16 protein-coding genes are annotated in these 24475 nt (G+C 74.1%); 9 read left to right on the top strand and 7 right to left on the bottom strand.

Features of this window, described 5'->3' with window-relative positions; genetic code table 11:
- Window positions 1-10: 10 nt before the first annotated feature.
- The 5 genes from HGB44_RS17355 to mgrA all read right to left on the bottom strand — a co-directional run bounded on the left by HGB44_RS17355 (window position 11) and on the right by mgrA (window position 6960).
- The gene (locus HGB44_RS17355; protein WP_061079012.1) at window positions 11-415 is read right to left on the bottom strand and encodes a four-helix bundle copper-binding protein; all 405 of its coding nucleotides are present in this window, start codon (window positions 413-415) and stop codon (window positions 11-13) included.
- A 54-nt stretch (window positions 416-469) separates the two neighbouring features.
- A complete protein-coding gene (locus HGB44_RS17350; protein ID WP_210751777.1) occupies window positions 470-1978 on the bottom strand; it encodes a cytochrome P450 in 1509 nt (502 codons plus the stop codon).
- 395 nt (window positions 1979-2373) lie between these two features.
- Complete coding sequence (locus HGB44_RS17345) at window positions 2374-4398, bottom strand: CocE/NonD family hydrolase (RefSeq protein WP_061079014.1); 2025 nt, start codon at window positions 4396-4398, stop codon at window positions 2374-2376.
- 15 nt (window positions 4399-4413) lie between these two features.
- Complete coding sequence (locus HGB44_RS17340) at window positions 4414-5730, bottom strand: ATP-grasp domain-containing protein (protein WP_231972269.1); 1317 nt, start codon at window positions 5728-5730, stop codon at window positions 4414-4416.
- 231 nt (window positions 5731-5961) lie between these two features.
- Complete coding sequence (gene mgrA / locus HGB44_RS17335) at window positions 5962-6960, bottom strand: L-glyceraldehyde 3-phosphate reductase (RefSeq protein WP_061079016.1); 999 nt, start codon at window positions 6958-6960, stop codon at window positions 5962-5964.
- Between the two features lie 329 nt (window positions 6961-7289).
- Between mgrA and HGB44_RS17330 the strand changes: the two genes are divergently transcribed.
- From HGB44_RS17330 to HGB44_RS17300, 6 genes are all read left to right on the top strand, one after another.
- Window positions 7290-7646 carry a hypothetical protein gene (locus tag HGB44_RS17330; protein WP_061079017.1) on the top strand — a complete coding sequence of 119 codons (357 nt, stop codon included), beginning with the start codon at window positions 7290-7292 and terminating at the stop codon, window positions 7644-7646.
- 263 nt (window positions 7647-7909) lie between these two features.
- Window positions 7910-9142, top strand: a complete 1233-nt coding sequence (locus tag HGB44_RS17325; RefSeq protein ID WP_061079018.1) for an SDR family NAD(P)-dependent oxidoreductase — start codon at window positions 7910-7912, stop codon at window positions 9140-9142.
- A 56-nt stretch (window positions 9143-9198) separates the two neighbouring features.
- On the top strand, window positions 9199-10164 hold the full coding sequence (locus HGB44_RS17320) for a TIGR03557 family F420-dependent LLM class oxidoreductase (RefSeq protein WP_061079019.1): 966 nt from the start codon (window positions 9199-9201) through the stop codon (window positions 10162-10164).
- A gap of 664 nt (window positions 10165-10828) precedes the next feature.
- Complete coding sequence (locus tag HGB44_RS17310) at window positions 10829-12136, top strand: cellulase family glycosylhydrolase (protein ID WP_061079020.1); 1308 nt, start codon at window positions 10829-10831, stop codon at window positions 12134-12136.
- A 246-nt stretch (window positions 12137-12382) separates the two neighbouring features.
- The gene (locus tag HGB44_RS17305) at window positions 12383-12847 is read left to right on the top strand and encodes a hypothetical protein (protein WP_061079021.1); all 465 of its coding nucleotides are present in this window, start codon (window positions 12383-12385) and stop codon (window positions 12845-12847) included.
- Window positions 12844-13185 (top strand): transcriptional regulator, encoded by a 342-nt coding sequence (locus tag HGB44_RS17300; RefSeq protein WP_061079022.1) that lies wholly within the window; start codon window positions 12844-12846, stop codon window positions 13183-13185. Before HGB44_RS17305 ends, HGB44_RS17300 begins: the two co-directional genes overlap by 4 nt.
- A 251-nt stretch (window positions 13186-13436) precedes the next feature.
- Here the strand turns inward: HGB44_RS17300 and HGB44_RS17295 are convergent, their stop codons facing one another.
- Window positions 13437-15929, bottom strand: a complete 2493-nt coding sequence (locus HGB44_RS17295) for an ATP-dependent Clp protease ATP-binding subunit (protein WP_061079023.1) — start codon at window positions 15927-15929, stop codon at window positions 13437-13439.
- Between the two features lie 220 nt (window positions 15930-16149).
- A complete protein-coding gene (locus HGB44_RS17290; protein ID WP_061079024.1) occupies window positions 16150-17670 on the bottom strand; it encodes an MFS transporter in 1521 nt (506 codons plus the stop codon).
- A gap of 336 nt (window positions 17671-18006) precedes the next feature.
- On the opposite strand from HGB44_RS17290, the gene HGB44_RS17285 reads away from it, so the two are divergent.
- The 3 genes from HGB44_RS17285 to HGB44_RS17275 all read left to right on the top strand — a co-directional run bounded on the left by HGB44_RS17285 (window position 18007) and on the right by HGB44_RS17275 (window position 24470).
- The gene (locus HGB44_RS17285) at window positions 18007-21555 is read left to right on the top strand and encodes an AfsR/SARP family transcriptional regulator (RefSeq protein ID WP_168444043.1); all 3549 of its coding nucleotides are present in this window, start codon (window positions 18007-18009) and stop codon (window positions 21553-21555) included.
- Between the two features lie 349 nt (window positions 21556-21904).
- On the top strand, window positions 21905-22903 hold the full coding sequence (locus HGB44_RS17280; protein WP_061079026.1) for a substrate-binding domain-containing protein: 999 nt from the start codon (window positions 21905-21907) through the stop codon (window positions 22901-22903).
- Between the two features lie 49 nt (window positions 22904-22952).
- Entirely contained in the window at window positions 22953-24470 is a 1518-nt protein-coding gene (locus tag HGB44_RS17275) for a sugar ABC transporter ATP-binding protein (RefSeq protein ID WP_061079027.1), read from the top strand.
- Window positions 24471-24475 lie beyond the last annotated feature (5 nt).

The raw sequence follows: 24475 nt of genomic DNA, 5'->3' as shown, positions 1-24475 counted from the left end.
GCGCGGCCCCTCACAGGGCCGCGAGAAGCTCACGGCACGCGCACTCGCAGCGGCGGCACGCCTCGGCGCACACCCAGCAGTGCTCGTGCTGAGCGGCGTGCCGGTCGCACTCCTCGCCGCACAGGCGGCAGGCCTCCGCGCACGCCTTCACCAGGACCCGGACGAGGGTGTCGTCCTCCCCGGTCCGGCGGGAGAGCACCCGCTGGGTCGACTCGCACACGTCGGCGCAGTCCATGTCCAGGCGCACGCACGCGACCAGTTCGGCCACCGCCCGCTCGCCCAGGCAGGCGTCCGCGCACAGCACACACGCCTGCGCGCACGCGCCGCAGGCCTCGATGCAGGCCCGCACCTTCTCCTCGACCCCGTCGCCCCGGCGGTCGGAGCGGGTGCCCAGCATCTGTTCGACGACGCTCATGTCTCCTCCTCGAATGCTTCCGGTCCGGGCCCGGGACGGGTCCGGACCGGGACTTCAAAGCGAGAACCGCAGTGCGAAGTGGTTCAGCGAGGCGGGAAGGCCCGACGCGGGCAGCGGGCCGCCCGCGTCCACGCGGGCCAGGTCCCGGCCCCGGAGCAGGGCGCGCAGGTACAGCGACACCGTCAGCGGCACCAGGTCGCGCGCCGCGCACCCGGCGGGGCCGTAGCTGAAGGGCACGATGCCCGGCTCCGCCTCGGCGCGTCCGTCGAGCCAGATCTCCGGCTCGAACGCGTCCGCGTACGGAAGCCGCGAGGAGTCCCGGTGGAAGTAGGAGCTCGCGATGAGGAAGGCCGTTCCCGCCTCGAACACCTCCTCCCGCCAGGCCGTCTCCCGCGTGCTCTCCCGGATCACCATGAGCGTGGTCGGCCACAGCCGCACCGACTCGCGCACCGTCGCCCGCAGCAGCGGCAGATCGAGTCCCTCGCGGCCCTCGGCCTCCTCGCGGGCCGCGTGGGCGCCGGGGCTGAGCGAGGTCAGCAGCGCCAGGGACCGGAACGCGGCGATGGCGGCCGCGTCGAACGCGAACAGCCAGTGCGCCACCTGGTCCTCCGGCCGCACGTCCGCGCCGTGGCCGTTCCCGGTGGAGGCCGACGCGCCGCCCCCGCCGCGGCGGCCCCCTCCATGGAGCTCTCCGCCGCGGCCGCCTCCGCCGCTGTGGGGGCACCCGGCGGGCGGCTCCGCGGCCGCCGTCCCCGCGACCAGGCGGGCGGCGAGGCTGCCCGGTTCGGCGCGTTCGACGCCGGCGCGCACCCGCCCGAGGAATTCCTCCCTCGCCGCGTGGTCGGCGGGAGCGGCGTAGGACCAGTTCGCGCGCGAGCGCAAGGCGTGCAGGAGTTCGGTCGTGCGGCGGTCCTCCGCGGCGAACGATCCGAAGACCACGCGCCGGGCCATGGCGTGGAAGGAGTCGGCGAACCTGCGCCAGTCCAGCACCTCCCCGTCCCGCAGGGCCAGCCTGAGCGCCAGCGCCTCGTCGTCCGCCTGCCCGGCGATGACGTCCCCGTCGGGGTGGATCGTCTGGTTCGGCACCAGGGCGGCGACGTTGGCCGCGCGCCGCCCGGCCCGGGCGGCGTGGTCGGAGACCAGCACCCCGTGCGGCTGGAAGTGGGAGAGCGCGCCGCGCTTCTCCATACCGCCGGGGGAGAAGGGCTCGGGTGTCTCCCGCAGGAGTCGGCCCACGTCCTCCGCGGACAGGACCAGGGCGAGCCGCCGCCCCGCCAGGCGCAGCGGCAGCGGGTCGTCGCCGTGGCGCTCGCGCAGACCGCGCAGGAGCGAGACCGCCCTGCGGTCGGCGTCCAGACCGGCGACCAGTCCCGTCATCAGCGGGCGGCGCACGATCACGCCCCGCGCCAGGTTGGGCAGTACGACCGAGGAGAGCACGCGTGCGGTCTCCGCCGCGGTGGGGCGGCGCGTCCCCGGCCGGAGTTCCGCCCCCGGCCGGGGCCCCGCGTCCGGTGACGGGTGCGCTCCCTGTTGCCGGTGCGCCTCCTGGTGTTCTGTGGGCATCGAGACCGTCCCCCTCGATCGGTTCGCTCCGGTGTCGCTGTTCCCGGCCCCGGCCCCACGCGTCCTCTGAGCCCCCTGAGCCCCGGACCGGGTCCCTCACCCCGTCCCCTGCCCCGGTCCGGGCGTGTCCGAACAGGGGCGTACGGGACTTCTGTGGCTTTCGGGGCCACCGTGCGCTGTCCGGTTCCCTCACCACCGAGGCCGGGCGCGCCCTGCCACCCCGGGGCCGGGGCGCCTTCGCGCACGCGGGAGCCCCCGGTCAGAGGCCCGGTCGGCACGGCGGCCTGCGGGGCGCCTCCGCACACGCGGGCGCCCCGGCCCTCACCGGGCCGGGGCGCACTCCGTCCCCCGGCCGCGAACGGCCGCGGGTCACCGGCTGGATCACCGGCGGCGGATCACAGGTGGTCGCGGGGCAGCGTCTCGGTCCACTGCCGGGAGAAGACCCGCTCGTCGTTCTCGAAGGCGTCCAGCGTCGCGTACACCCGGAACTCGGTCTCGGTGCACTCCAGCGACGTGTGGGTCTCGGTCCGGGTCCGCCACCCGTCCCGCGCGAAGCGCATGGTCCACGTCGACTCACCGCGCGCGGACGTGAAGTCGCCCGCCACGGACTCGTAGTACTCGTAGGCGCGCCGCCCGACGTCCAGGTCGATGTCGTCGAAGTGCAGGATGCCGCCGTCCTTGACGATCTCCAGGGCCGACCGGGTGTCCACCAGGTCCCTGTAGACGGTCCAGCTGTGCTCCGGCTTCTCCCGGCGCGTGGTGGAGATCTCCGGCGCCGACTCCGGCTCCCCGAAGGGCTGCGGGTTCGGCTCGTCGGCCTCCGAGCGCGGACGCACCGGCAGCAGCAGCCTGCTGTTCTCCGGGTGCACGGTCAGCAGCGCGGGCTTGGGCGGCGGCCAGGCCAGCGGCCAGTAGGAGGTGGACAGCGACAGCCGGACGCGGTGCCCCGCCGGGAACGCCTGCGCGACACCGTTCATCGTCACCCTCACCCGGTAGATCTCACCGGGTTCGAGCTTCTCGGGGTGCTCGTGGCTGTCGCGGTGGGTGAGGTTGAGCAGCCCGTAGGTCACCCGCGTGGCGCTGCCGTCCGGTGCGACGTCCACCAGCCTGGCGGCGACCATGGCCACCGGTTCGGTGACCGACACGTCCAGCTCCACCTCGGCGGCGCCCAGGATCTCCACGTCCTCGGACAGGACGTCGCTGTCGAAGACCAGGGAACCGCCGTCCTCCTCGCGCTGGTCGTAGGGCAGGTCCGGCGGGGCGTTGTAGGAGGCCCACTTGCCCGCGAACTGGCCCACCGTCAGCGGCGACCGCACGGTCAGCGACTCCGAGTGCACCTCCTCGCCGGGGCGGCCGATCCGGTACCTGGCCAGCGGGTAGCCGCGGTACTCCACGCTCGGCGAGGGCCACTCGGCCTCGCGCACCCACCGGCCGGGGCGCTCGGTGTAGGCGGTGGAGGGAGGCACGCTGTCCTGCATCCACGCCCACAGGGACGGGCCCTCGTCGACGCCGTTCTCCCTGCCCTTGAGCCAGCGGTCCAGCCAGCGCACGACCTCCTGGAGGTAGCCGATCGCCGGGCCGGGGCTGCCCATGTGCGGGTAGCGGTGCGACCAGGGGCCGATCAGCCCCCGGCTGGGCGCCTCCAGGTTCTCCAGCAGCCGGAAGACGGCGTTGGAGTAGCCGTCCGCCCACCCGCTGGAGGCCAGCACGGGGCAGCGCACCTTGGAGTAGTCCTCGCTCACCGACGCGTGCCGCCAGTAGTCGTCGCGCCGCTGGTGGCGCAGCCACTCCAGGACCCACGGTTCGGTGGCCTCCAGCCGCTCGTGCCACATCCGCCGCCACGCGTCGCCGACGGTCACCGGGTCCGGCGGGCAGGTGCCCGCGGAGAACATCGTCCCCGCCTCGGCGAGGTTGTCCGACAGCAGGCAGCCGCCCATGTAGTGGAAGTCGTCGCCGTAGCGGTCGTCGGTGAAGGAGCTGATGACGATCGCGCCCAGGCTCGGGGGCTGGCGGGCCGCCACCTGGAGCGCGGCGAACCCTCCCCAGGACAGGCCCATCATGCTGGTCTGGCCGTCGCACCAGGGCTGCTCGGCCAGCCAGGCCAGCACCTCCTCGGCGTCCTGCTGCTCGCGCTCCAGGTACTCGTCGGTGAGCACGCCCTCGGAGTCACCGGTGCCCCGCATGTCCACGCGGACGCAGGCGTAGCCGTGTCCGGCGATGTAGGGGTGGTGCATCGAGTCGCGCACCGACGTCAGGTCGCGTCTGCGGTAGGGGATGTACTCCAGGACCGCCGGGACGGGGGAGACGTCGGAGGAGGTCGCCCGCCACACCCTGGCGGCCAGGTGCACACCGTCCGACATCGGTATCCACAGGTGCTCGTCCTCGTGGACGGCGTTGGGCAGGTTGTTGACCACGTGCATGGACCGGGGCCCCTCCTAGTGCTCGGCCAGCTTGTCCTTCGAGCCGTCTTGCGCCTCGAACTCGAACCTGAGCTCGTCCACGCACCGCTCGTACTTGGCGCGCATCTCGGTCTCGCCCTCGGCGCCGATGGTGATCTTGGCGAGCTCGTAGCTGTAGCTGTCCTGGGCGTTCATGTCCGAGAGCCGCTCGCCCTGCTTGGGCACGATCTCGATCGTCACGCCGGGCAGGGACTCCTCCAGCGCGGCCACCTCCTCGGCGGTGGGCACGCGCGCGGCGACCCCGTCCTCGAAGCGGCGGTAGTACCACTCCGCGGCCACCTGGTACTCGCCCCGGGCGTCCTCGTGCAGGGCGGGGTCCTGGCCCAGGCCCAGCCGCAGCATGCGCTCGTGGTTGGCGACCCCGTCCACCAGTTCGAAGAGTTCGGCGTGGGACTGGGAGTGGCGCGTGTTCACCTCCAGCAGGCCCAGCTTCTCCTCCACGGGGTCGTAGAAGAACTCGACGCTGAACGTGGAGTTGTCCATCCCGACCCGCTCGATGACCTTGACGGCGACCTCCGCCATCCACCGGGACACGTTCTCGGGGAGGCCGGAGGGGTACTGGTGCTTGAGGAACACCGAGCTGCCCGGGTAGTCGACCGAGTCCAGGGCGCCGTAGACCACGACCTCGCCCTTGTACACGTAGCCCTCGACGGCCGCCTGCACGCCCTGCATCGCGGCCTCGGCCAGGCAGGTGCGCCCGCCCACGGAGGAGATCTCGGGGGGCAGGTCCACCATGTCCAGGATCTGCTCGAAGGGGCGGCCGATGCGGTCGATCCCGTCGCGGAGCAGGGACACCGCCTCCTGGAACCCCTCGTCGTCGCTGACCTTGTAGGCCAGCTCGGAGGAGGCGGACTTCACCGGCTTGAGCCACATCGGGTAGGTCGGGCTCTCGGGGGGCTGGGGGTCGTCCTCGGACAGCTCGACGAGGCCGAAGGCGGGGTACTCGTCGATGACCTTCTGCTGTTCCAGCCTGCTCCAGTACTTGTGCTCACACTTGACGAAGGATTCGAGGGAGGCCGAGGGGAGGCCGCGACGGGAGCACAGGATGGGCACGAACAGGGTCACGGGGAAGTCCCAGTAGCCCACGATCGCGTCGACGCTCCCGTCGAAGTCGTCCAGGATCCTCTCCGCCTTGGCCAGTAGTTCCTGGATGTCGACCTCGCCGACCTGGAGCTCGTCCAGGTTCAGCAGCTGGTGGAACTCGCAGTGCCGACCCGTGGGGGTTCTGCGCAGGATCTCCAGGTTGTGCTCGTCCAGGCCGACCACGAACACGTTCTTCACGGCTACCTGCACCGCCTTCCTCTTCTGGGCTCCTCGGAGCGGGGATGCGTACGCATGCGCCTAACCCGTGGCGGGTGCTCCAAACGCGGGCGTGTCACGCCTCACGCCGCGGAAGCGCTGGTCGTCGTGCCGTGACGGTGCGCGGCGCGGAACGCGCGGGCCCCGCCGCGGACGGTCGGAGGTCCGAGGCGGGGCCGATGGTCACCAGGTGTGGGCGGGGCCGCAGGCGCGACGGCTCCGCCCTCAGCGCGCGCGGGGGGCGTACCGGTCGATCTCGGCGAGCTCCTCGGCGTCGAACTCCAGGTTGGCGACCGCTGCCACGTTGTCCTCCAGCTGCGCGACGCTGCTCGCGCCGATCACCGCCGAGGTCACCCGGCCGCCGCGCAGCACCCAGGCCAGCGCCATCTGGGCCAGCGACTGCCCGCGCCGCCGGGCGACCGCGTCGAGCCCGCGCACCCGCTCCAGCACCTCCTCGGTGATGCCCTCGGCGTTCAGGAACGGGCTGCTCCCGGCCGCACGCGAACCCTCCGGCACACCGTGGAGGTAGCGGTCGGTCAGCAGCCCCTGCGCCAGCGGGGAGTAGGCGATGGAGCCCGCGCCGACCTCGTCGAGCACGTCGAGCAGACCGTCCTCCACCCACCGGTTGAACATCGAGTAGGAGGGCTGGTGGATGAGCATCGGCGTGCCCAGGTCGCGCAGGATCGCCGCGGCCTCGCGCGTCCGCTCGGGGGAGTAGTTGGACACGCCCGCGTACAGGGCCTTGCCCTGGCGCACCGCCGTGTCCAGCGCGCCCATGGACTCCTCCAGCGGGGTGTCGGGGTCGGGCCGGTGGTGGTAGAACACGTCCACGTACTCCAGGCCCATGCGCTCCAGGCTCTGGTCCAGGCTGGAGAGCAGGTACTTGCGCGAGCCCCACTCGCCGTAGGGGCCGGGCCACATCAGGTACCCGGCCTTGGTCGAGACCACGATCTCGTCGCGGTGGCGGCGCAGGTCCCGGGCCATGACCCGCCCGAAGTTCTCCTCCGCCGAGCCGGGCGGGGGACCGTAGTTGTTGGCCAGGTCGAAGTGGGTCACGCCCAGGTCGAACGCGCGCAGCAGGATGGCGCTCTGGTCCTCGATGCCGCGCTCGTGGCCGAAGTTGTGCCACAGCCCCAGGGACAGGGCGGGCAGGCGCAGGCCGCTGCGGCCGCACCGCCGGTAGGGCATCGTCTCGTACCGCTCGGGGGCGGCGACGTAGGTCATGGAATCTCTCCCTCGTGTGGCTGTTCGCCCGGCCGTCGCGCGTGGGCGGGTCGACCGGCGTGCGGAGAGTACAGCGAGCGGGGGAGGCGCACCGACATCGCCCCCGCACCGGCGGTTCGGCGCCCTCCCGTGCCGTGCCGGCCACGACCGCCCCCTCTTCCTCCCGCACGTGCGCGAAGGGATCCCGCCTTCGGCGGACGCAGCCCTTCCCCGGTACCGCACGGCCGTGGCCACCTGCGGTTTCGCGTTCGGGCTCACGGGTAGCCGTACGCCTGTCACCCCGGTTCCGTACAGGGGTTCCGTACAGACAGAAGAGGGAGTGAACGTCGATGCAGCACGAGACCCAGCCCCCGATCGAGGGCTACGAGGGCCTTCCGCTGGGGACGCTCCAGCACCGTGTCCGCTCGCTCGACGCCGACCAGATGCGCCAGCTCATCGGCTACGAGTCCGACCACGCCAACCGGATCAACGTCCTGGAGATCCTGGAGCACCGCCTGATCGAACTGGAACAGGGCGCCGAACCCTCCGAGGGCTCGCAGGACTTCCAGCCCGAGCGCCCCGGGCCGCCCACCGGCGGCTCACCGGTGAGCGAGAACACCGCCGCTCCCGCGTCGAGCCCGCCGCCGCACGGCGTTCCCAACCAGCCCGCCAAGCCCAAGGGCGACTACCAGCCCGGCGGCCAGTGAGACGCTCCCCGGCCCCGCCGGGACACGTGGCGCGGGGCCGCGGCACCCGTGTGCGCGGCGGCGCCCGCGGTCGCCGCCGCCGCTGACGGGGACCGGCTCGGGGACGCGGACCTGAGCGCGGCCACCGGCCGTTTTCGCTCCGCCGCCTCGGGTAGCCGTACACCCACATCCCCCTGGAACGCTCTTCTCCGACGCACAGGGAGTGACATGGCGCTGGCATCCACCGCGGGCCCGGCTCGCGGCCACGGCGGACGGGGCGGCCGGTGATCCGCCGCAGGGCGCCCCTGGTCCTGGCCGGTGCGGGCTGGGCGGCGTCCCGACTCCGGGACAGACGCGACCGGTGGGAGGAACCCCGACCGCGGCGGCGCGGCCGGCGCGGCGGGACGGTCCCCTGGATGGTGGCCGGTGCGGCCCTGGGCCTGGGCGCCGCGGCGCTGACCGGCGCGCGGCGGCCCGCCCTCCTGGAGGGCAGGGTCGCGCTCATCACCGGCGGCTCCCGCGGGCTCGGACTCCAGCTGGCCCGCGAGTTCGGCCAGCGCGGCGCGTCGGTCGTGGTCTGCGCCCGCGGACAGGACGAACTCGACCGGGCGGTGGCCGACCTGGAGGAGCGGGGCGTGCGGGCGCGCGGCGTCCGGTGCGACATCCGCGACCCCGAGTGCGCCGAGGGCTTGATCGAGGAGGCCACCGAGGCCTTCGGCCACCTGGACTTCGTCGTCAACAACGCGGGCATCATCCAGGTCGGGCCGCACGAGACGCTCTCGGAGAGCCACTTCCGCGACGCCATGGAGACGATGTTCTGGGCGCCGCTGCGCATCTCCCGGGCCGCGATCGGCCCGCTGGAGCGCACCCGCGGCTCCCTGGTCACCATCACCTCCATCGGCGGACACCTGAGCGTGCCGCACCTGCTGCCCTACTCCTGCGCCAAGTTCGCCGAGGTCGGCCTCTCCGAGGGGCTGGGGGCCGAGGTCGCGCGCCGGGGAGTGCGGGTCACCACCGTGGTCCCGGGCCTGATGCGCACCGGCTCCCACAAGGCCGCCGTCTTCTCCGGCGACCCCGAGGACGAGTACACCTGGTTCTCCCTGGGCGCCGGGCTGCCCCTGGTCTCGGTGAGCGGGGAGCGCGCGGCCCGCCGGATCGTGGAGGCGGCCGCGCGGGGGCGCAGCTACCTGGTGCTCACGCCACTGGCCCGGGCGGCCATCGCCGCCCGGGGGCTGTGCCCCTCCTTCGTCCAGGGCGCCATGCGCGTCATGGACCGGGTCCTGCCGGACCCGGGTGGACCGGTGGAGCGCAGACCCGGCCGCGAGGCGGACGACACCGTGGTCAACCGGGTGCTCAAGCTGCCCACGGCGCTCAACGAGCGCGCGGGCAGGCGCCTCAACCAGAGGGACGACGAGGGCGGCGGCGCGCCCGGAGGCCGGGAGCAGGGCGCGGACGGAACGGAAGGAGCCGGGCCGGACGGACCGGGACCGGACGGGCCGCACGAGCCCGGACGGTGAGCGGAGGCCACCGCGGAGAACGGTGACCGGTGATCGCGAATCGGGGGACACACGACGTGACGCGTTTCGGATACTTTCTCGCCAGCGAGGAGCACGGGCCGCAGGAACTGGTCCGCCAGGCGCGGGCCGCCGAGGAGGCCGGGTTCGACTCCCTGTGGATCTCCGACCACTACCACCCCTGGCTGGACGCGCAGGGGCAGAGCCCCTTCGTGTGGTCGGTGGTCGGCGCCATCGGGCAGGTGACGTCCCTGCCGGTCACCACGGCGGTGACCTGCCCGACCACGCGCGTGCACCCGGCGGTGGTCGCGCAGGCCGCGGCGACCGCCGCCGCGATGGTCCGGGGCGGGTTCACCCTGGGCGTGGGCACCGGCGAGGCGCTCAACGAGCACATCCTCGGCCAGCCCTGGCCGCCCGCGGCCCGGCGCCTGGAGATGCTGGAGGAGGCCATGGAGGTGATGCGCAAGCTGTGGACCGGCAAGCTCGTCACCCACCGGGGCCGCCACTACGAGGTGGACACCGCGCGCCTGTACACGCTGCCGGAGGAGCCGCCGAGGATCTACATGTCGGCGTTCGGTCCCAAGGCCACCGGGTTGGCGGCCAGGGAGGCCGACGGCCTGATCCAGGTGGCGCCCAGCGACGAGACGGTCGAGAACTTCCGCGCCGAGGGCGGAGACGGCAAGCCCGTCCAGGGCGGGCTCAAGGTCTGCTGGGCCCCGAGCGAGGCCGAGGCCCGGCGCGTGGCGCACGAGCGCTGGCCCAACGAGGCGCTGGCGGGCGAGGCGCCCCAGCTGCTGCCGCTGCCGCGCCACTTCGAGCAGCTCACCCGGGGCCTGGTGACGGAGGACATGGTGGCGGAGGAGATCGCCTGCGGACCCGACCCGGAGGTGCACGTGGCGGCGATCCGCCCGTACCTGGAGGCCGGTGTGGACGAGGTCTACGTCTGCCAGGTGGGCGACGACCAGGACGGCTTCTTCGCGTTCTACGCGGAGGAGGTTCTGCCCCGGCTCCGGGCCGGGGCCTGACGAGCGGCGCGGTGCGCGGGCGGCGGAGCCCGCGGGCCGCGCCCGTGAGGAGGACACATGCACACCCGTACCCGTGACGGCACCCTGCGCGAGCCGGATCCGATGCCGCCGGACCCGTTCCCTCCGACCCCGATGCCGCCTCCCTCCCCGCCCGAGCCCGTGCCCGAGCCGGAACCGCCCGGTCCGGTACCGGTCCCAGAGCCGCCGGGTCCGGAGCCCCAGCCCGAACCCGCCTGAGGCACCCGCCGGACCTTCTCGGAACACTCCCCGGGCCCGCGGGGCGCGCGCCGCCGGTGGCCCGCGCGCCCTGCGGCTCCACCGTGCGCCGGGGGCGCCGTCCACCCCGCGCTGGCCACTCCGTGCGGGCCACCCCGCGCTGACCACCACTCCATCCGAGTCCCCGGGCGGGGCCGCCCGGGCGTCCGGCGGCCGGCAGGAGCCGCCCGCCGGACGCCCGGAGCGCACGCGTGCGCGGACGGGCCCGGGGCCGGACCGGCGGTGACGGCGCGCAGCGCCCGGCGCGCGCGTGCGCGGAAGTGAATCCGTTGCGTCAGGGGGATTGTCCCGTGCGTGATGATCGGCCTAGGTTGCACGGGAAAGACTCCTTCCGGTTCGGACCGCCCAGCCGGGCGGCGCCGGGCCGTCATCCGCTGGAGGAACCACAGTGGCGCAACCCCCCGCCCCCGCCCGACGACGGCGTCCCGCCCCGATCCGCACCGCCCTCGCGGGCGCGCTCCTGCTCGCCCCGCTCGCGCTCGTCACCGCGCAGGCCCCGGCCCCGGCCGCGGCCGCTCCGGCCGCCCCCGCCTCCGCGGTGACCGAGGCGCCGGCCCGGGCCGCCGCCAGCCCGGTCGAGGCCCACGGCCAACTGCGGGTCTGCGGCCTCAAGCTCTGCGACGAGAACGGCGACACCGTCCAGCTCACCGGGATGAGCTCCCACGGACTCCAGTGGTACAGCGACTGCCTCACCGACGGGTCCCTGGACGCACTCGCCCACGACTGGAACGCCGACGTCATGCGCGTGTCCATGTACATCCAGGAGGGCGGCTACGAGACCGACCCGCGCGGCTTCACCGACCGGGTCCACGAGCTCATCGAGGAGGGCACCGCGCGCGGCATGTACGTCATCGTCGACTGGCACATGCTCACGCCCGGCGACCCGAACCACAACACCGACATGGCGCGCACCTTCTTCTCGGAGATCGCCTCCGTCCACGCGGACAAGGACAACGTCCTCTACGAGATCGCCAACGAGCCCCACGGGGTCTCCTGGGACGCGGTCCGCGGCTACGCGGAGGAGATCATCCCGGTCGTGCGCGCCGGGGACCCCGAGGCCGTCGTGCTCGTCGGCACCCGCGGCTGGTCCTCCCTCGGCCTGTCCGAGGGCTCCGACCACACCGAGATCACCGCGGACCCGGTCGACGCCGACAACATCATGTACGTCTTCCACTTCTACGCCGCCACGCACGACGACTTCCACCGGGAGGGCCTGCGGGCCGCGGCGCAGGACCTGCCGCTGTTCGTCACCGAGTTCGGCACCCAGGAGGCCACCGGGGACGGAGCCAACGACTTCGCCTCGGCCCAGGCCTACCTCGACCTCCTGGCCGAGGAGCAGATCAGCTGGGTGAACTGGAACTTCTCCGACGACTTCCGCTCCGGCGCGGTGTTCGAGCCCGGCACCTGCGCCGCCGACGGACCCTGGACCGGAACCGAGTCGCTCAAGCCCGCGGGGGAGTGGATCCGCGACCGCATCCGTGAGAGCGGGGTCGCCCCGACCGACCCCACGGACCCGACGGACCCCACCGACCCGGACGGGTGCGAGACCCCGGCCTGGTCCCCGGGTGAGGTGTACACCGGCGGCGACCAGGTCAGCCACGGCGGACGCCTGTACCGGGCCCAGTGGTGGACGCGGGGGGAGGAGCCCGGGACCACGGGCGAGTGGGGCGTCTGGAGGGACGTCGGAGCCTGCTGACCGTGACGCGCGGGGGTGGGCCTCCCGGCCCGCCCCCGCGCTCCCTGACCTGTCGCGAGCGGTCGGCGCCGACCGCGACGGGTCCTGCCCCGACACGCGTCGGCCGCATGCGGCCGACGCGTTTTCGCATGTCGGCGAAGTGATCCCGTGCCAACAGCCTTCTCCGGGGCTCGACCGTGTTTGACAGCACCCTATCCTTGGTATCTACTTTCCATATAGAAAGTAGATGCGAAAGAGGAGAAGGACATGGACAGCAATACCGCGCTCGACCAGGTCGCCGACGCCCGCCGCAAGCTCGCCGCCCACACCGACCTGCCCGCCGCCTACTGGGTGTTCTTCGCACTCGCGAGCGTGCTCATCGCCGGCCTGCCGATCTGGTCCTCGCTCCTGCCCGGCAGCGGCCTCTACTTCCAGTGGGGCGTCTTCGGGGTGGTCCTGGTCGCCACGGCCTACGCGGTCGTCCAGCGCAGGCGCAGCGGGGTGTACCTGCCGCGCCACATCACCTCCTACCCCGGCGCCCGGCTGATGTGGATCGCCGCCCTGGTCGTCACGGGCGCCGGTTACCTCGGCATCAACGTCCTGGTCGAGCGCGACCTCATCGGCTTCGCGCTCGCCGCGCTGGTGCCCGTCGCCGTGGTCGTGCTCGCGGGGCAGATGCTGGTCCGCTCGGCCATGCGCCGCAGCGTCGAGGACGGAAGGGTCACCCCGTGACCGCGTTGCAACGTCCCGGCGGCGACGCCTCCCAGGGAGGCGCCGCCGGGCGCCAGCCGATCCTGGAGACCGGCCCGCGACTGGCGATGTGCGCGCTGCTGCAAGGCGCCAAGTGGGTCGACTTCGCCACCGTCCGCACGCTGCTCGACATCAGCGACCCGATGGTCTCCAAGCACAGCCGCACCCTTGAGGACGCGGGCCTGCTCGAAGTCCGCAAGGGAGCGGTCGGGCGCCGGCCGAAGACCTGGTTCCGCCTGACCCCGGTCGGACGAGCGGCTCTCCAGGGCCACCTGGCCTGGCTGACCGATCTGGGTTCGGCGATCGACCAGGAACCCTGAGGCCGGTGTCCTGAGGCCGGTGCCCTCCGGGGCCGGGCCGCCGGGGCCGCGACGATCCAGCCCAGGGCGGCACGGAGGCCGTCGCGTCAGGAACCCTCCCAGCGGACTGGCCGGAAACGTTCCTGGTGGGACATGAGGTTCCTGAACTGCGATGATCTTGTGCTTATAGCGTGTCTCGACCGCCCGACCCCGCTATAAGCACAAGATCACGGCGCAGGGGGCGGGCTCCGGCCCGCCCCGTGGCCACAGCGTCAGTACGACTGCACGGTGGAGATGCGCAGATCCCCCTGGTCGTCCACGTCCACCAGGACGTGGTCGCCCGCCACGACCTGCTGGTCCAGCACCATGCGCGACAGCCTGTTGCCGACGTTGCGCTGGATGGTGCGCGCCAGCGGCCGGGCACCGTAGGCGGGCTGGTAGCCGCGCTCGGACAGCCATCCCACCGCCTCGTCGGTGAACCGCACGGTGATGTCCTGAGCCTTGAGCCGCTCCTCGGTGCGCTCCAGCAGCAGCCGGGTGATCCGGCCCAGCTGCTCCTCGCCGAGCTGCTTGAAGACGATGACCTCGTCGATGCGGTTGATGAACTCGGGGCGGAACTCCTCGCGCAGCCGCCGCATCACCCGCTGCTCGGTGTCGGGGTCCATCTGGCCGTCGGCGGTGAAGCCCATCGGCGCGCCGCCGGTGATCGCCTCCGACCCCAGGTTGCTGGTCATGATGACCACCGTGTTGCGAAAGTCCACCGTCCGGCCCTGCCCGTCGGTCAGGCGGCCGTCGTCCAGCAGCTGGAGCAGCAGGTTGAACACGTCCGGGTGGGCCTTCTCCACCTCGTCCAGCAGCAGCACCGAGTAGGGGTGGCGGCGCACCGCCTCGGTGAGCTGGCCCGCCTCCTCGTAGCCCACGAACCCCGGAGGCGCCCCGGTCAGGCGGCTGGCGGTGTGGCGCTCCTGGAACTCGCTCATGTCGACGCGGACCATGGAGTCCTCGGAACCGAACAGGGCCTCGGCCAGCGCCCGCGCCAGCTCCGTCTTGCCCACGCCGGTCGGGCCCAGGAACAGGAAGCTGCCCACCGGCCGGTCGGGGTCGCCCAGACCGGCCCGCGAGCGGCGGATGGCCTCGGAGACGGCCGTGACCGCCTCGTCCTGGCCGATCACCCGATCGTGCAGCACCTCCTCCAGGTTGACCAGCCGGTCCCGCTCCTCCTGGGTCAGCTGGGAGACCGGGATGCCGGTGCTGCGGGAGACCACCTCGGCGATGTCGGCGCTGGTCACCTCGGGGACCGACGAACCGGTTCCGCGCGCCTGGTGGATCGAGCTCCTGGCGGTGGCGATCTCGTCGCGCAGCGCCGAGGCGCGCTCGTAGTCCTCCTGCTGGACCGCCTTCTCCTTCTCCTCCTCCAGGCTCTTGAGCCTGCCCTCCAGCTCGCGCAGTCCGGAGCTGGAGGACTTCAGGCGCAGGCGCACCCGCGCGCCCGCCTGGTCGATGAGGTCGATGGCCTTGTCGGGGAGGAAGCGGTCGGTGACGTAGCGGTCCGACAGCTCGGCCGCCGCCACCAGGCTCTCGTCGGCGAACCGCACCTGGTGGTGGGCCTCGTAGCGGTCGCGCAGTCCGCGCAGGATCTCGACGGTGTCCTCCACCGACGGCTCGGGCACCTGGATCGGCTGGAAGCGGCGCTCCAGGGCCGCGTCCTTCTCGATGTTCTTGCGGTACTCGTCCACGGTGGTCGCGCCGATGATGTGCAGCTCGCCGCGGGCCAGCGCGGGCTTGAGCATGTTCCCGGCGTTCATGGACCCCTCGGCGGCACCGGCGCCGACGATGGTGTGGATCTCGTCGATGAAGACGAGCAGCTGGTCGGACTGGGAGCGGATCTCGTCCACGATGGCGTTCAGGCGCTCCTCGAAGTCGCCCCGGTAGCGCGTGCCCGCCACCACCCCGGCCAGGTCGAGCTGGACCAGGCGGCGCCCGAGCAGGGTCTCGGGGACGTCCTCGTCGAAGATGCGCTGGGCGATGCCCTCCACGATCGCGGTCTTGCCCACGCCCGGGTCGCCGATGAGCACCGGGTTGTTCTTGCGCCGCCGGGCGAGCACCTCGATGCACTGCTCGACCTCGTCGTCGCGGCCGACCACCGGGTCCAGGCGGCCCTCCCGGGCCAGCCCGGTCATGTCGGTGCCGTACTCGTCCAGGGTCGGGGTGGCGGAGGGCTCGCCCTCGCCCTGGTCGGCGGCGGGGGGCGCCCCGGCGGCCTTCTGGAGCGACTGCGGGGTGATCCCCGAACCGCGCAGGAGCTGGCCGACGGCGCTGTCGGTGTTGACCGCCAGCGCGAAGAGCAGGTGTTCGGGAGTGATGCTGGAGCTGCCCGTGGCGCGCGCGATCTGGAGGGCGTCGAGGAGGGCGCGCTTGGCGGCGGGGGTGAGCCGGGCGGAGCCGCGCACCGACCTCGGGGTCTGCGACACCGCCTGGTCGATCACGTCGATGATCTGCTGGGTGTCGGAGCCGCTGTTCTGCACCATCTCCCGCGTGGGCGGGTAGCGCAGCAGCGCCCACAGCAGGTGGACCGCGTCGACGTCGGCGCTGCCGGCCTCCAGGGCGCGGCGCACCGCGGCGTCGGCCACCTGCTGGGCCTCGGGGCTCATCAGCTTGGACAGGTCCACGCGGCGGACCGGTCCCCGGGCCCCCAGGAAGCGCGCCAGGAACTCGTCGAAGGAACCCGGCTCGCTGCCGCGGTCGTCGGGAAGGTCGTGTGTCATGTCGTCTCGTCCCCCGTGCGTGCGGTAGTGGCTTGTTCACTCTAGGTGAGCACCCGGAGTTTGCTCGGTAACGGTCGTCGGCGTGGGGACCGGACGCGCGCGGGAGCGGCCGGTCCGCCCTCCGCGGCGCCGGACGACCCCGCCGGGGGCCGCGCCGGGCCGTCCCGTCCTCCGTCCCGCCCGCTACCCGGCCCGGCGCGGGGGTAACACCGGGCGCCGGTCAGTCGGGGCGGTACCACCACAGCCGCACCGACACCACGACGATCGTGCAGGCCAGCACCACCGCGCCGACCACGGAGGCCGTCTGGAGCGCGGTGCCCAGCGCCGTCCCGGCGGCCTCGCGCAGCGCGGCCCCCGCCGCGCCGCCCAGGTCACCGGCGACCGCCGCGGCGGCGCCGACACCCTCACCCGCGGTCCCGGCCGCGTCCGCGGGGACACCAGCGGGCACGGAGCCCTCCAGGGCGCCCCGGTACACCGCCAGCCCGAGTCCGCCCAGCAGTGCCAGGCTCAGCGTCTGCCCCATGCCCGAGGCCACGTCCACCACGGCCGAGGCCGTCGCCGTCCGCTCCCGCGGCGCGGAGGACAGCGCCACCTGGCTGCCCAGCGTCATCGCCGGGCCGCCGCCGAGGGAGAGCAGGACGGTACCGGTGACCAGTCCCCACAGGGATCCGGGACCGGCGGACGCCGCCATGGTCACCAGTCCGACGAGGGCGACGGGCATCGACAGCGCCAGCACCTGCCCCGCGGTCGCCCACCGCAGCAGCAGCGGGGTGAGCATGGTGCCGACCAGACCCGCCACGGCGGGAAGGACCAGCAGCAGCCCCACCAGCCCCGGCGACACCTCCAGGGCGGACTGGAGGAACTGCACGCCGAACAGGTTCGGGCCGCCCGCGACCAGCAGCATCAGCAGGGTCAGGGACACCGCCGCGCCGAACCCCCGCTCGGAGAACAGGCCCGGGGGCAGCAGCGGGTCGTCCAGCCGCCGCTGGCGGCGCCAGAAGAGCCAGCCCAGCGCCAGGCCCCCGGCCACGGCGGCCAGCAGCGGCGGCTCCGGCCCCCGCGAGACGACCTCCTGGAGCCCGAAGACGGCCAGGACCAGGGCGGCCGTGGACAACAGGACGCTCGCGGGGTCCAGCCGCCGCGCGCCCGGGTCGCGGAACTCCGGCAGCAGGAACGGCAGGGTCACCAGCGCGAACAGGGCCACGGGCACGTTCACCAGGAACACCGACCCCCACCAGAGGAACTCCAGCAGCAGGCCGCCCAGCGGCGGGCCCAGCGCCATCCCCACGGAGAACGCGCTCAGGTACAGCGCCACGGCGGTCGCGAACTGCCGGGCGCCGGGGAACATCTGCCGCAGCAGCGCCAGCGCGGACGGCGATATCACCGCCACGGACGCGCCCAGCACGGCGCGGGCCGCGATGAGCGTCACGGGGCCGGGGGCGAAGGCGGCCGCGGCGGAGGCGGCCGCGTACACGGCCAGACCGGTCAGGAGCAGCAGGCGCCGCCCCACCCGGTCGCCCAGACGGCCCATGGTCAGCACCAGTCCGGCGCCCAGCAGTTCGCCCACGTGCAGGATCCACAGCGACTGGGCGGCCGAGGGCAGCAGGTCGGCGCCGATCCGGGGCAGCGCCAGGTAGAGCACCGAAACGTCGTTGGCCATCATGAACACGGGCAGGGTCAGGATGGACAGCCCGAGCCACTCGCGCCACGTGGCGCGACGGTGCGGGGCCTGGATGGTCATGGTTCTCCGTGGGTTGTCGGGCGGCTCGGGCGGGGCGGCCGCGGGGGTGGGGCCCGCCGTCCCCGGCGACGGCGGGGAGCCGCCGCCCTCCCCTTCCCGGACCCTCGCTCCGGGAAGGGGAGGGGAAGGTCGTGCCGGCGGACGCGGGGATCGACTCTCCCCCCCAGGGACGGCGTGTCGGTAGCTCCCACGCTCGCCTGACCCGCACTCGGTCCGGCCCCGGTTCGCACCCGGCCCGACCCCGGCCGGCCCCGTTCAGCCCCGGATGGGGCCTTCGCGCGCGGCCCGACCCCGGTCGGACCGGTCGGGGTTTCCGCGCTCGGCTACGGTGAGGCCATGCGCTTCGGTGTCCTGGGTCCCGTCCGCGCGTTCACGGACGACGGCCGGGCCGTGCCGATCCCCGAACGCAAGGCCCGAGTCCTGCTGGCAGGCCTGCTCGCCCACCGGGGCTGGCCGGTGTCGGCGGACCGCCTCGTGGAGTGGCTGTGGGCGGACGGCCTCCGGCCCGGCAGCCCCGGACGCGCCCTGCAACGCAAGGTGTGGGCCCTGCGCCGGGCGCTGGACGAGGCCGAACCCGGGGCCCGCGACCTGGTCCGCCACCACCCGCCCGGCTACCTCCTCGACCTGCCTCCCGCCGCCGTGGACGCCGAGCGCTTCCAGTCGCTGGCGGACGCGGCCCACGGGGCCGTCAGCGCTCGCGAACGGGTCCGGCTGCTCACCGAGGCCCTGGAGCTGTGGCGCGGTCCCGCCTACGCCGACGTGGCCGACGAGGAGTTCGCCCGGCCGGCGGCCGCACGGCTGGAGGAGCGCCGCCTGGGCGCACTGGAGGAACACGCCCTCGCCCGGCTCGACCTGGGCGAACACCGAGGGGTGACCGGTCCGCTGGGCGCCCTCGTGGCCGAGCACCCCCTGCGCGAGCGACTGGTGGCCGCGTACATGCGCGCCCTGTACGAGGGTGGGCGCCAGGCCGACGCCCTGACCGCCCACACGGCCCTGGCCGGGCGCCTGCGGGAGGAGCTGGGGGTGGATCCCGGCCCCGAGGTGGCCGAGCTGCACGGCCGCATCCTCCGGCACCGTCCGGCGTCCCCGGCTTCCGGGGACGCTTCCACGTCCGGGACCTCGATGAAACCCGCTCCCGCAACGGCACGAGCTTCCGAGGCGCCGACGGGACCCGCTCCGCGCGCGGGGGCTGTCCGCACAACACCGGAAGGGCCTGTTCCTGGTACGGGGAGCGCGTCCGCGACGCAGGGGGAGCCGCCCCCGCGTGCGGAGGGCGCCCGCGCGACATCGGGGGAACCGGTCCCCGGCATGGGGAACGCGCACGGAACCCCGGAGGATCCTGCTGCGCAGGCGGGCACCGTACCCGTAGCCCCGGTCGTGCCGTCCGACGCTTCCTCCTCGGCGCCCGCGGTCACCGGCCGCGCGCTCCCTCCCCTGCCGCTCACCGCGCTCATCGGCCGCGAGGAGGAGCAACGGCAGATAACACGGCTTCTGGCCGAGGTCCGCCTGGTCACCCTCACCGGGATCGGCGGGGTCGGCAAGACCCGCCTGGCCCTCGCGCTCGCGCACGAGCTCGCCCCCGGCTTCGGCGGCGGGGCGCACCTGGTCGAGTTCGCCGCCCAGCGAGCCGTACCGGACGCCTCCGCGTCCGAACCGGATCCCGTCACGGCCCTGGCGAGGGCACTCGGGGTCCGCGACGGCGGCGGGTCGGACCCCCTGCGCCACGTGCTGGGCGCGCTGGAGGGCAGGCACACCCTGCTCGTCCTGGACGACTGCGAGCACCTCGCGGACGAGGTCGCCGACCTGGTCGGAGCCCTGCTCGGCCGTCTGCCGGACCTGCGCGTCCTGGCCACCAGCCGCGAACCCCTCGGGGTGCCCGGCGAGGTCCTGTACGGAGTCGAGCCCCTGCCCGTGCCCTCCGCCGACACCCCCGCCGACCGTGTCGGGGCCTCCGGCGCGGTGCGCCTGTTCGCCGAACGCGCCGCCGCCTCCGCGCCCGGGTTCGCCCTGACCCCGGACAACGCCGCCGACGTCGCCCTGCTGTGCCGCCGCCTCGACGGGATCCCCCTGGCCCTGGAGCTGGCCGCCACCCGCGTGCGCGCCCTCGGCGTCACCGGCGTGCTCTCCCGCCTGGACGACCGCTTCCGCCTGCTGTCCACCGCCCGGCGCCACCTGCCCCCGCGCCAGCGGACCCTGCGCGCCATGATCGACTGGAGCTGGGAACTGCTCGACGAGCGCGAGCGCGTCCTGCTGCGCCGCCTCGCCGTGTTCACCGGCGGGTGCGCACCCGAGGACGTCGAGGCCGTCTGCTCCGGCGACGGCATCGACGCCGTCGACGTCGTGGACCTGCTCACGAGCCTGGTCGACCGCTCCCTCGTGGTGGCCGCGGACGACCCCCTCACCGGCCGCCGCCACCGGCTCCTGGAGTCCATCGCCGACTACGCCCGCCAGCGCCTGTCCGAGGCCGGGGAGGCGTACGGACTGCGCGGGCGCCACCTGGACCACTACACCGCCCTGGTCCGCCGGTACGCGGGGCGGATACCGGGCCCCTCCCAGAAGGAGGCGCTCCGACGCCTGGACGCCGAGGCGCCCAACCTGCGCGCGGCCCTGGACGAGGCCGTCGGGCGCGGAGCGGAGGGGCACGCCGCCCGCCTCGCCAACTCCCTGGGCTGGTACTGGTACATGCGCGGCCGCTACCGGGAGGGCCGCCGCCTCACCGGCCGCGTCCGGGACGCGGTGCGCGGACCCGCCTCCACGGAGGCGGCCATGGCCGGGGCGACCGCCGCGGTGTTCGAGATCCTCGCCGGGGCCGGGAACGACCACACCGCCCTGGCCCACAGCGCGCTCAAGGCCTTCGACGACCTGCCCGGGCCGCCCGGCGACACCGAGCTCGAACGCGCCCGCGCGGCCTGGATGATCGGGTTCGTGCTCCACGGCCGGGGAGACCGGGCCGTCAGCGAGGACCTCGTCACCCAGGCGCTGGCCGTCTTCCGCGAGCGCGGCGACCGCTGGGGGCTGGCCGCGTCCCTGACCGCACGGGCCTCGCACGCCCTGGGACGCGGGAACCTGGTCGAGGCGGGTGCCCTGGGGAGGGAGGCACTCGCGCTCTTCCGCGGCCTCGGCGACCGCTGGGGCCAGATGAACGCCCTGACCGTCCTGGCGATGCCGGCCGAGGTCACCGGCCGCCTCGCCGACGCGGCCCGCTTCCGCCGGGAGGCCCTGGGCATGGCCGAGGAGCTGGGGCTGTGGTCCGAGGCCGCCGGGGCGGTGGCCGGGCTGGGCCGGATCGCCCTGCTGGAGGGCGACCTGGACCGCGCCGACGAGCTCCACCGGCGGGCGCTGGACCTGGTGCGGGGGCAGGGGGACGTGCCGGGGGAGCAGTACGCCCGGCTCGGGCTGGGGCTCAGCGCGCGGCGCGGGGGAAGGCTGGAGGAGGCCGAGCGGCACATGCGCCCGATAGCGCGGTGGTCGGCCCGGGTGGGCTGGTTGCCGGGCGCCGCCCTGGCCCTGGCCGAACTGGGCTTCTCGGCGGAGCTGCGGGGCGACGCGGCCGAGGCGCTGCGCCTGCACAGGGAGGGGCTGGCCGCGGCCCGCGGCAGCGGTGACCCGCGCGCCCTGGCGCTCGCGCTGGAGGGAGTGGCCGCCGCGCACACGCTCACCGGCCGCCACGGCGCCGCCGCCGGACTCCTCGGCACCGCCGAGGCCCTGCGAGAGGGGGCGGGCGCGCCGATGCCCGCCGGTGAACGGAGCGACGTGGACCGCGCGGCGGCGCGCGCACGGGCGGTTCTGGGCGAGGCGGGGTTCGGGCGCGCGTTCGCCCGGGGGCGGGCGCGTCCGCCCGCCGACCTCTTCGACGGCGAGGACCCGCACCCCGACCTGGTCTGAGAGCCGGACACGCCTCCGGCGGGGGACGCGCGCGGACCGGCTCCCGCGTCCCCGGCGCGGTGCGTGCGTCCCCCGCCCGCTCCCGTAAGGCCGTGCCGGTCCCCGCGCCCCTCCGCGGTCGTTCCCGCTTCCCTCCGTGCCGCCGCACCGCCGTCTTCGTGCCGCCGTGCCCGCGTCCCGGCCGCCGCACCGCCGTGTCCGCGGGGCCTCCTTGTGTCCTGCGGCACCCGAAAAATAATTAATTAATATTTATTCTTGACGTTGTCTGAGTCACTCTGGCATGCTCTCCAGCAGTTGAGGAAGGCGTCCGCGCAGGTGAGCGCGTGCGCCCTACGCCAAGGAGGACCTCATGGGCAGACGACCGCCGCGCCCCCCGGGCCGCGCGCTCGCCGCTCTCACCGGCGCCCTGTGCGTGCTGCTGCTCGCCGGATGCGGCGCCAGGCTCGGCGAGGACGGCCGCATCGGCGTCGTCTACATGGACGCGCAGGGCTTCTACGCGGGAGTCCGCGAGGGCATGCAGAACTACGCCGAGGACTCCGGACGCGAGCTCCAGCTCCTGGAGCTCAACGCCCGCGGCGACGCCTCGGAGGAGAGCACCTTCGTGGACGTCGTCTCGTCGGCCGACGTCGACGCGCTGGTGCTGTCCCCGGTCTCGGCCACCGCCTCGGTGCCCGCCGTGCGCCTGGCGCACGAGAGCGGGATCCCGGTGATCTGCTACAACACCTGCATCGAGGACGAGGCCGCCAGGGAGTACGTGACCTCCTACATCCTGGGCGACCCCCACGAGTTCGGGCGCCTGCTGGGCGACGCGGCCGCGGACCACTTCGAGGACGAGGGCGTGGAGGACCCCCGGATCGGCGTCCTCAACTGCGAGTTCGTCGAGGTCTGCGTGCAGCGGCGCGAGGGCTTCGAGGAGGCGCTCTTCGACCGCCTGCCCGACGCCCAGATCGTCGCCAACCAGGAGGGCGCCACCATCGACGAGGCCGTCAACGTGGGCGAGCGCCTGCTCACCGCCCACCCCGACCTCGACGCCTTCTACGGGGAGGCGGGCGGCGCCACCATGGGCGCGGTCCGCGCCGTGACCAACCGGGGCCTGGCCGGGGAGGTCGTGGTTTTCGGCAGCGACATGTCCACGGACGCGGCCCGCGCGCTGTCCGACCACCGCGTCCTCAAGGCCAACGTCGACATCTCCGGGATCGCGGTCGGACTGCTGGCCGGGGAGACGGTCGAGCGCATCATCGCGGGCGAGGAACCCGAGGAGTTCGTGACCGAGGCGCCCATCGACCTCTACACCACGCCCGAGGACGGCGAGGAGTGGCTGGAGGAGCACCCGGACGGCGTCCCCTAACCCGGGCGCGCAGCACGCCCGTCCCCTTCGTCCCACCTGTGGAGTACCCATGAGCGACACCTCCGCCGCGCCCCCGCCCGACACCGACGTCGTGGCCCGCGTCCGCGGCGCGACCAAGAGCTATCCCGGCGTCCGGGCGCTGGACCGCGCCGACTTCGAGATCCGCGCCGGAGAGGTCCGCGCGCTGCTCGGACGCAACGGCGCCGGAAAGTCCACCCTGATCCGCCTGCTGTCCGGCGTGGAGGCACCCGACGAGGGCGAGATCGAGATCGGCGGCCAGCCGCTCGGCCAGGGCGGCATCCGCCGGGCGACCAAGCTCGGCGTGGGCACCGTCTACCAGGAGCTCAGCCTGGTCCCGGAGCTGTCGGCGGCCGAGAACCTCTACCTCGGCACCTGGCCCAAGGCCGCGGGGCGCATCGACTACGGCCGCATCAGGGCCGGGGCCGAGGAGGTCTTCGCCGAACTCGGCGTCGACATCGCCCCCGACACCCGGGTCGGCGAACTGCCCCTGGCCCAGCAGCAGCTCGTGGAGATCGCGCGGGCCTTCCGCGCCCGGCCGCGGCTGCTCATCCTCGACGAGCCCACCAGCGCGCTCGCCGCCGGTGAGGCCGAGACCGTCCTCAAGGCCGTCGAGCGCGTCGCCTCCCGCGGCGTCGGCGTCATCTACGTCAGCCACCGCCTGGACGAGATCCGCAGGGTCGCCGACACGGTCACGGTCATGCGCGACGGCACCGTCGTGGAGACCACCCCGGTCCGCGGCGCCACCACCCGGCACATCGTCTCCCTCATGCTCGGAGGCGAGACCAAGGAGGAGAACAGGCCGGTGCGCCGCGCCGCCGCCTCCGGGACACCGCTGCTGTCGGTCCGCGACCTGGCGGTGCCGCCCAAGGTCGACGGCGTTTCCTTCGACCTGCACCCCGGCGAGGTCCTGGGCCTGGGCGGCCTCATGGGCTCGGGCCGGACCGAGGTCCTGCGCGCGCTGGCGGGCTTCACCCCCTCCCGGGGCACCGTGGAGGTGGACGGCTCGCCGGTGGCCCGCCCCACCCCCCGCGCGATGAAGCGCCTGGGCGTGGGCATCACCCCCGAGGACCGCAAGGGAGAGGGCGTCGTCCCCCTCCTGGGCGTGTCCGAGAACATGGTCATGACCTGGTTCGGCGGCGCCTCCAAGGCGGGGACCGTGCTCCCCTCCCGCGTCTCGGACATCGGCCGGGGCCTCATCGACCGGCTCTCGATCAAGGCCGCCGCGACCGACACCCCCATCGTCAACCTCAGCGGCGGCAACCAGCAGAAGGCCGTCATCGGCCGCTGGCTGCACGCCGGGAGCCGCATCCTCCTGCTGGACGAGCCCACCCGGGGCGTGGACGTCGAGGCCAAGGCCCAGATCTACGCCATCGTGCGCGAGCTGGCCGAGCAGGGGGCCGCGGTCCTCTTCGTCTCCAGCGAACTGGAGGAACTCCCGCTCGTGTGCGACCGCGTGCTCGCCCTGCGCGGAGGACGCCTGCGAGGCGAGTTCACCGGCGACGACATCACCCTGGACAACATCATGGCCGCCGCGATGGCGGCGTGAACGGC

The sequence above is a fragment of the Nocardiopsis alborubida genome (assembly GCF_012396365.1).
Lineage (GTDB): Bacteria > Actinomycetota > Actinomycetes > Streptosporangiales > Streptosporangiaceae > Nocardiopsis > Nocardiopsis alborubida.
Note: the sequence above shows the minus strand (reverse complement) of the source record. Positions and strands in the feature narration are given on the sequence as shown.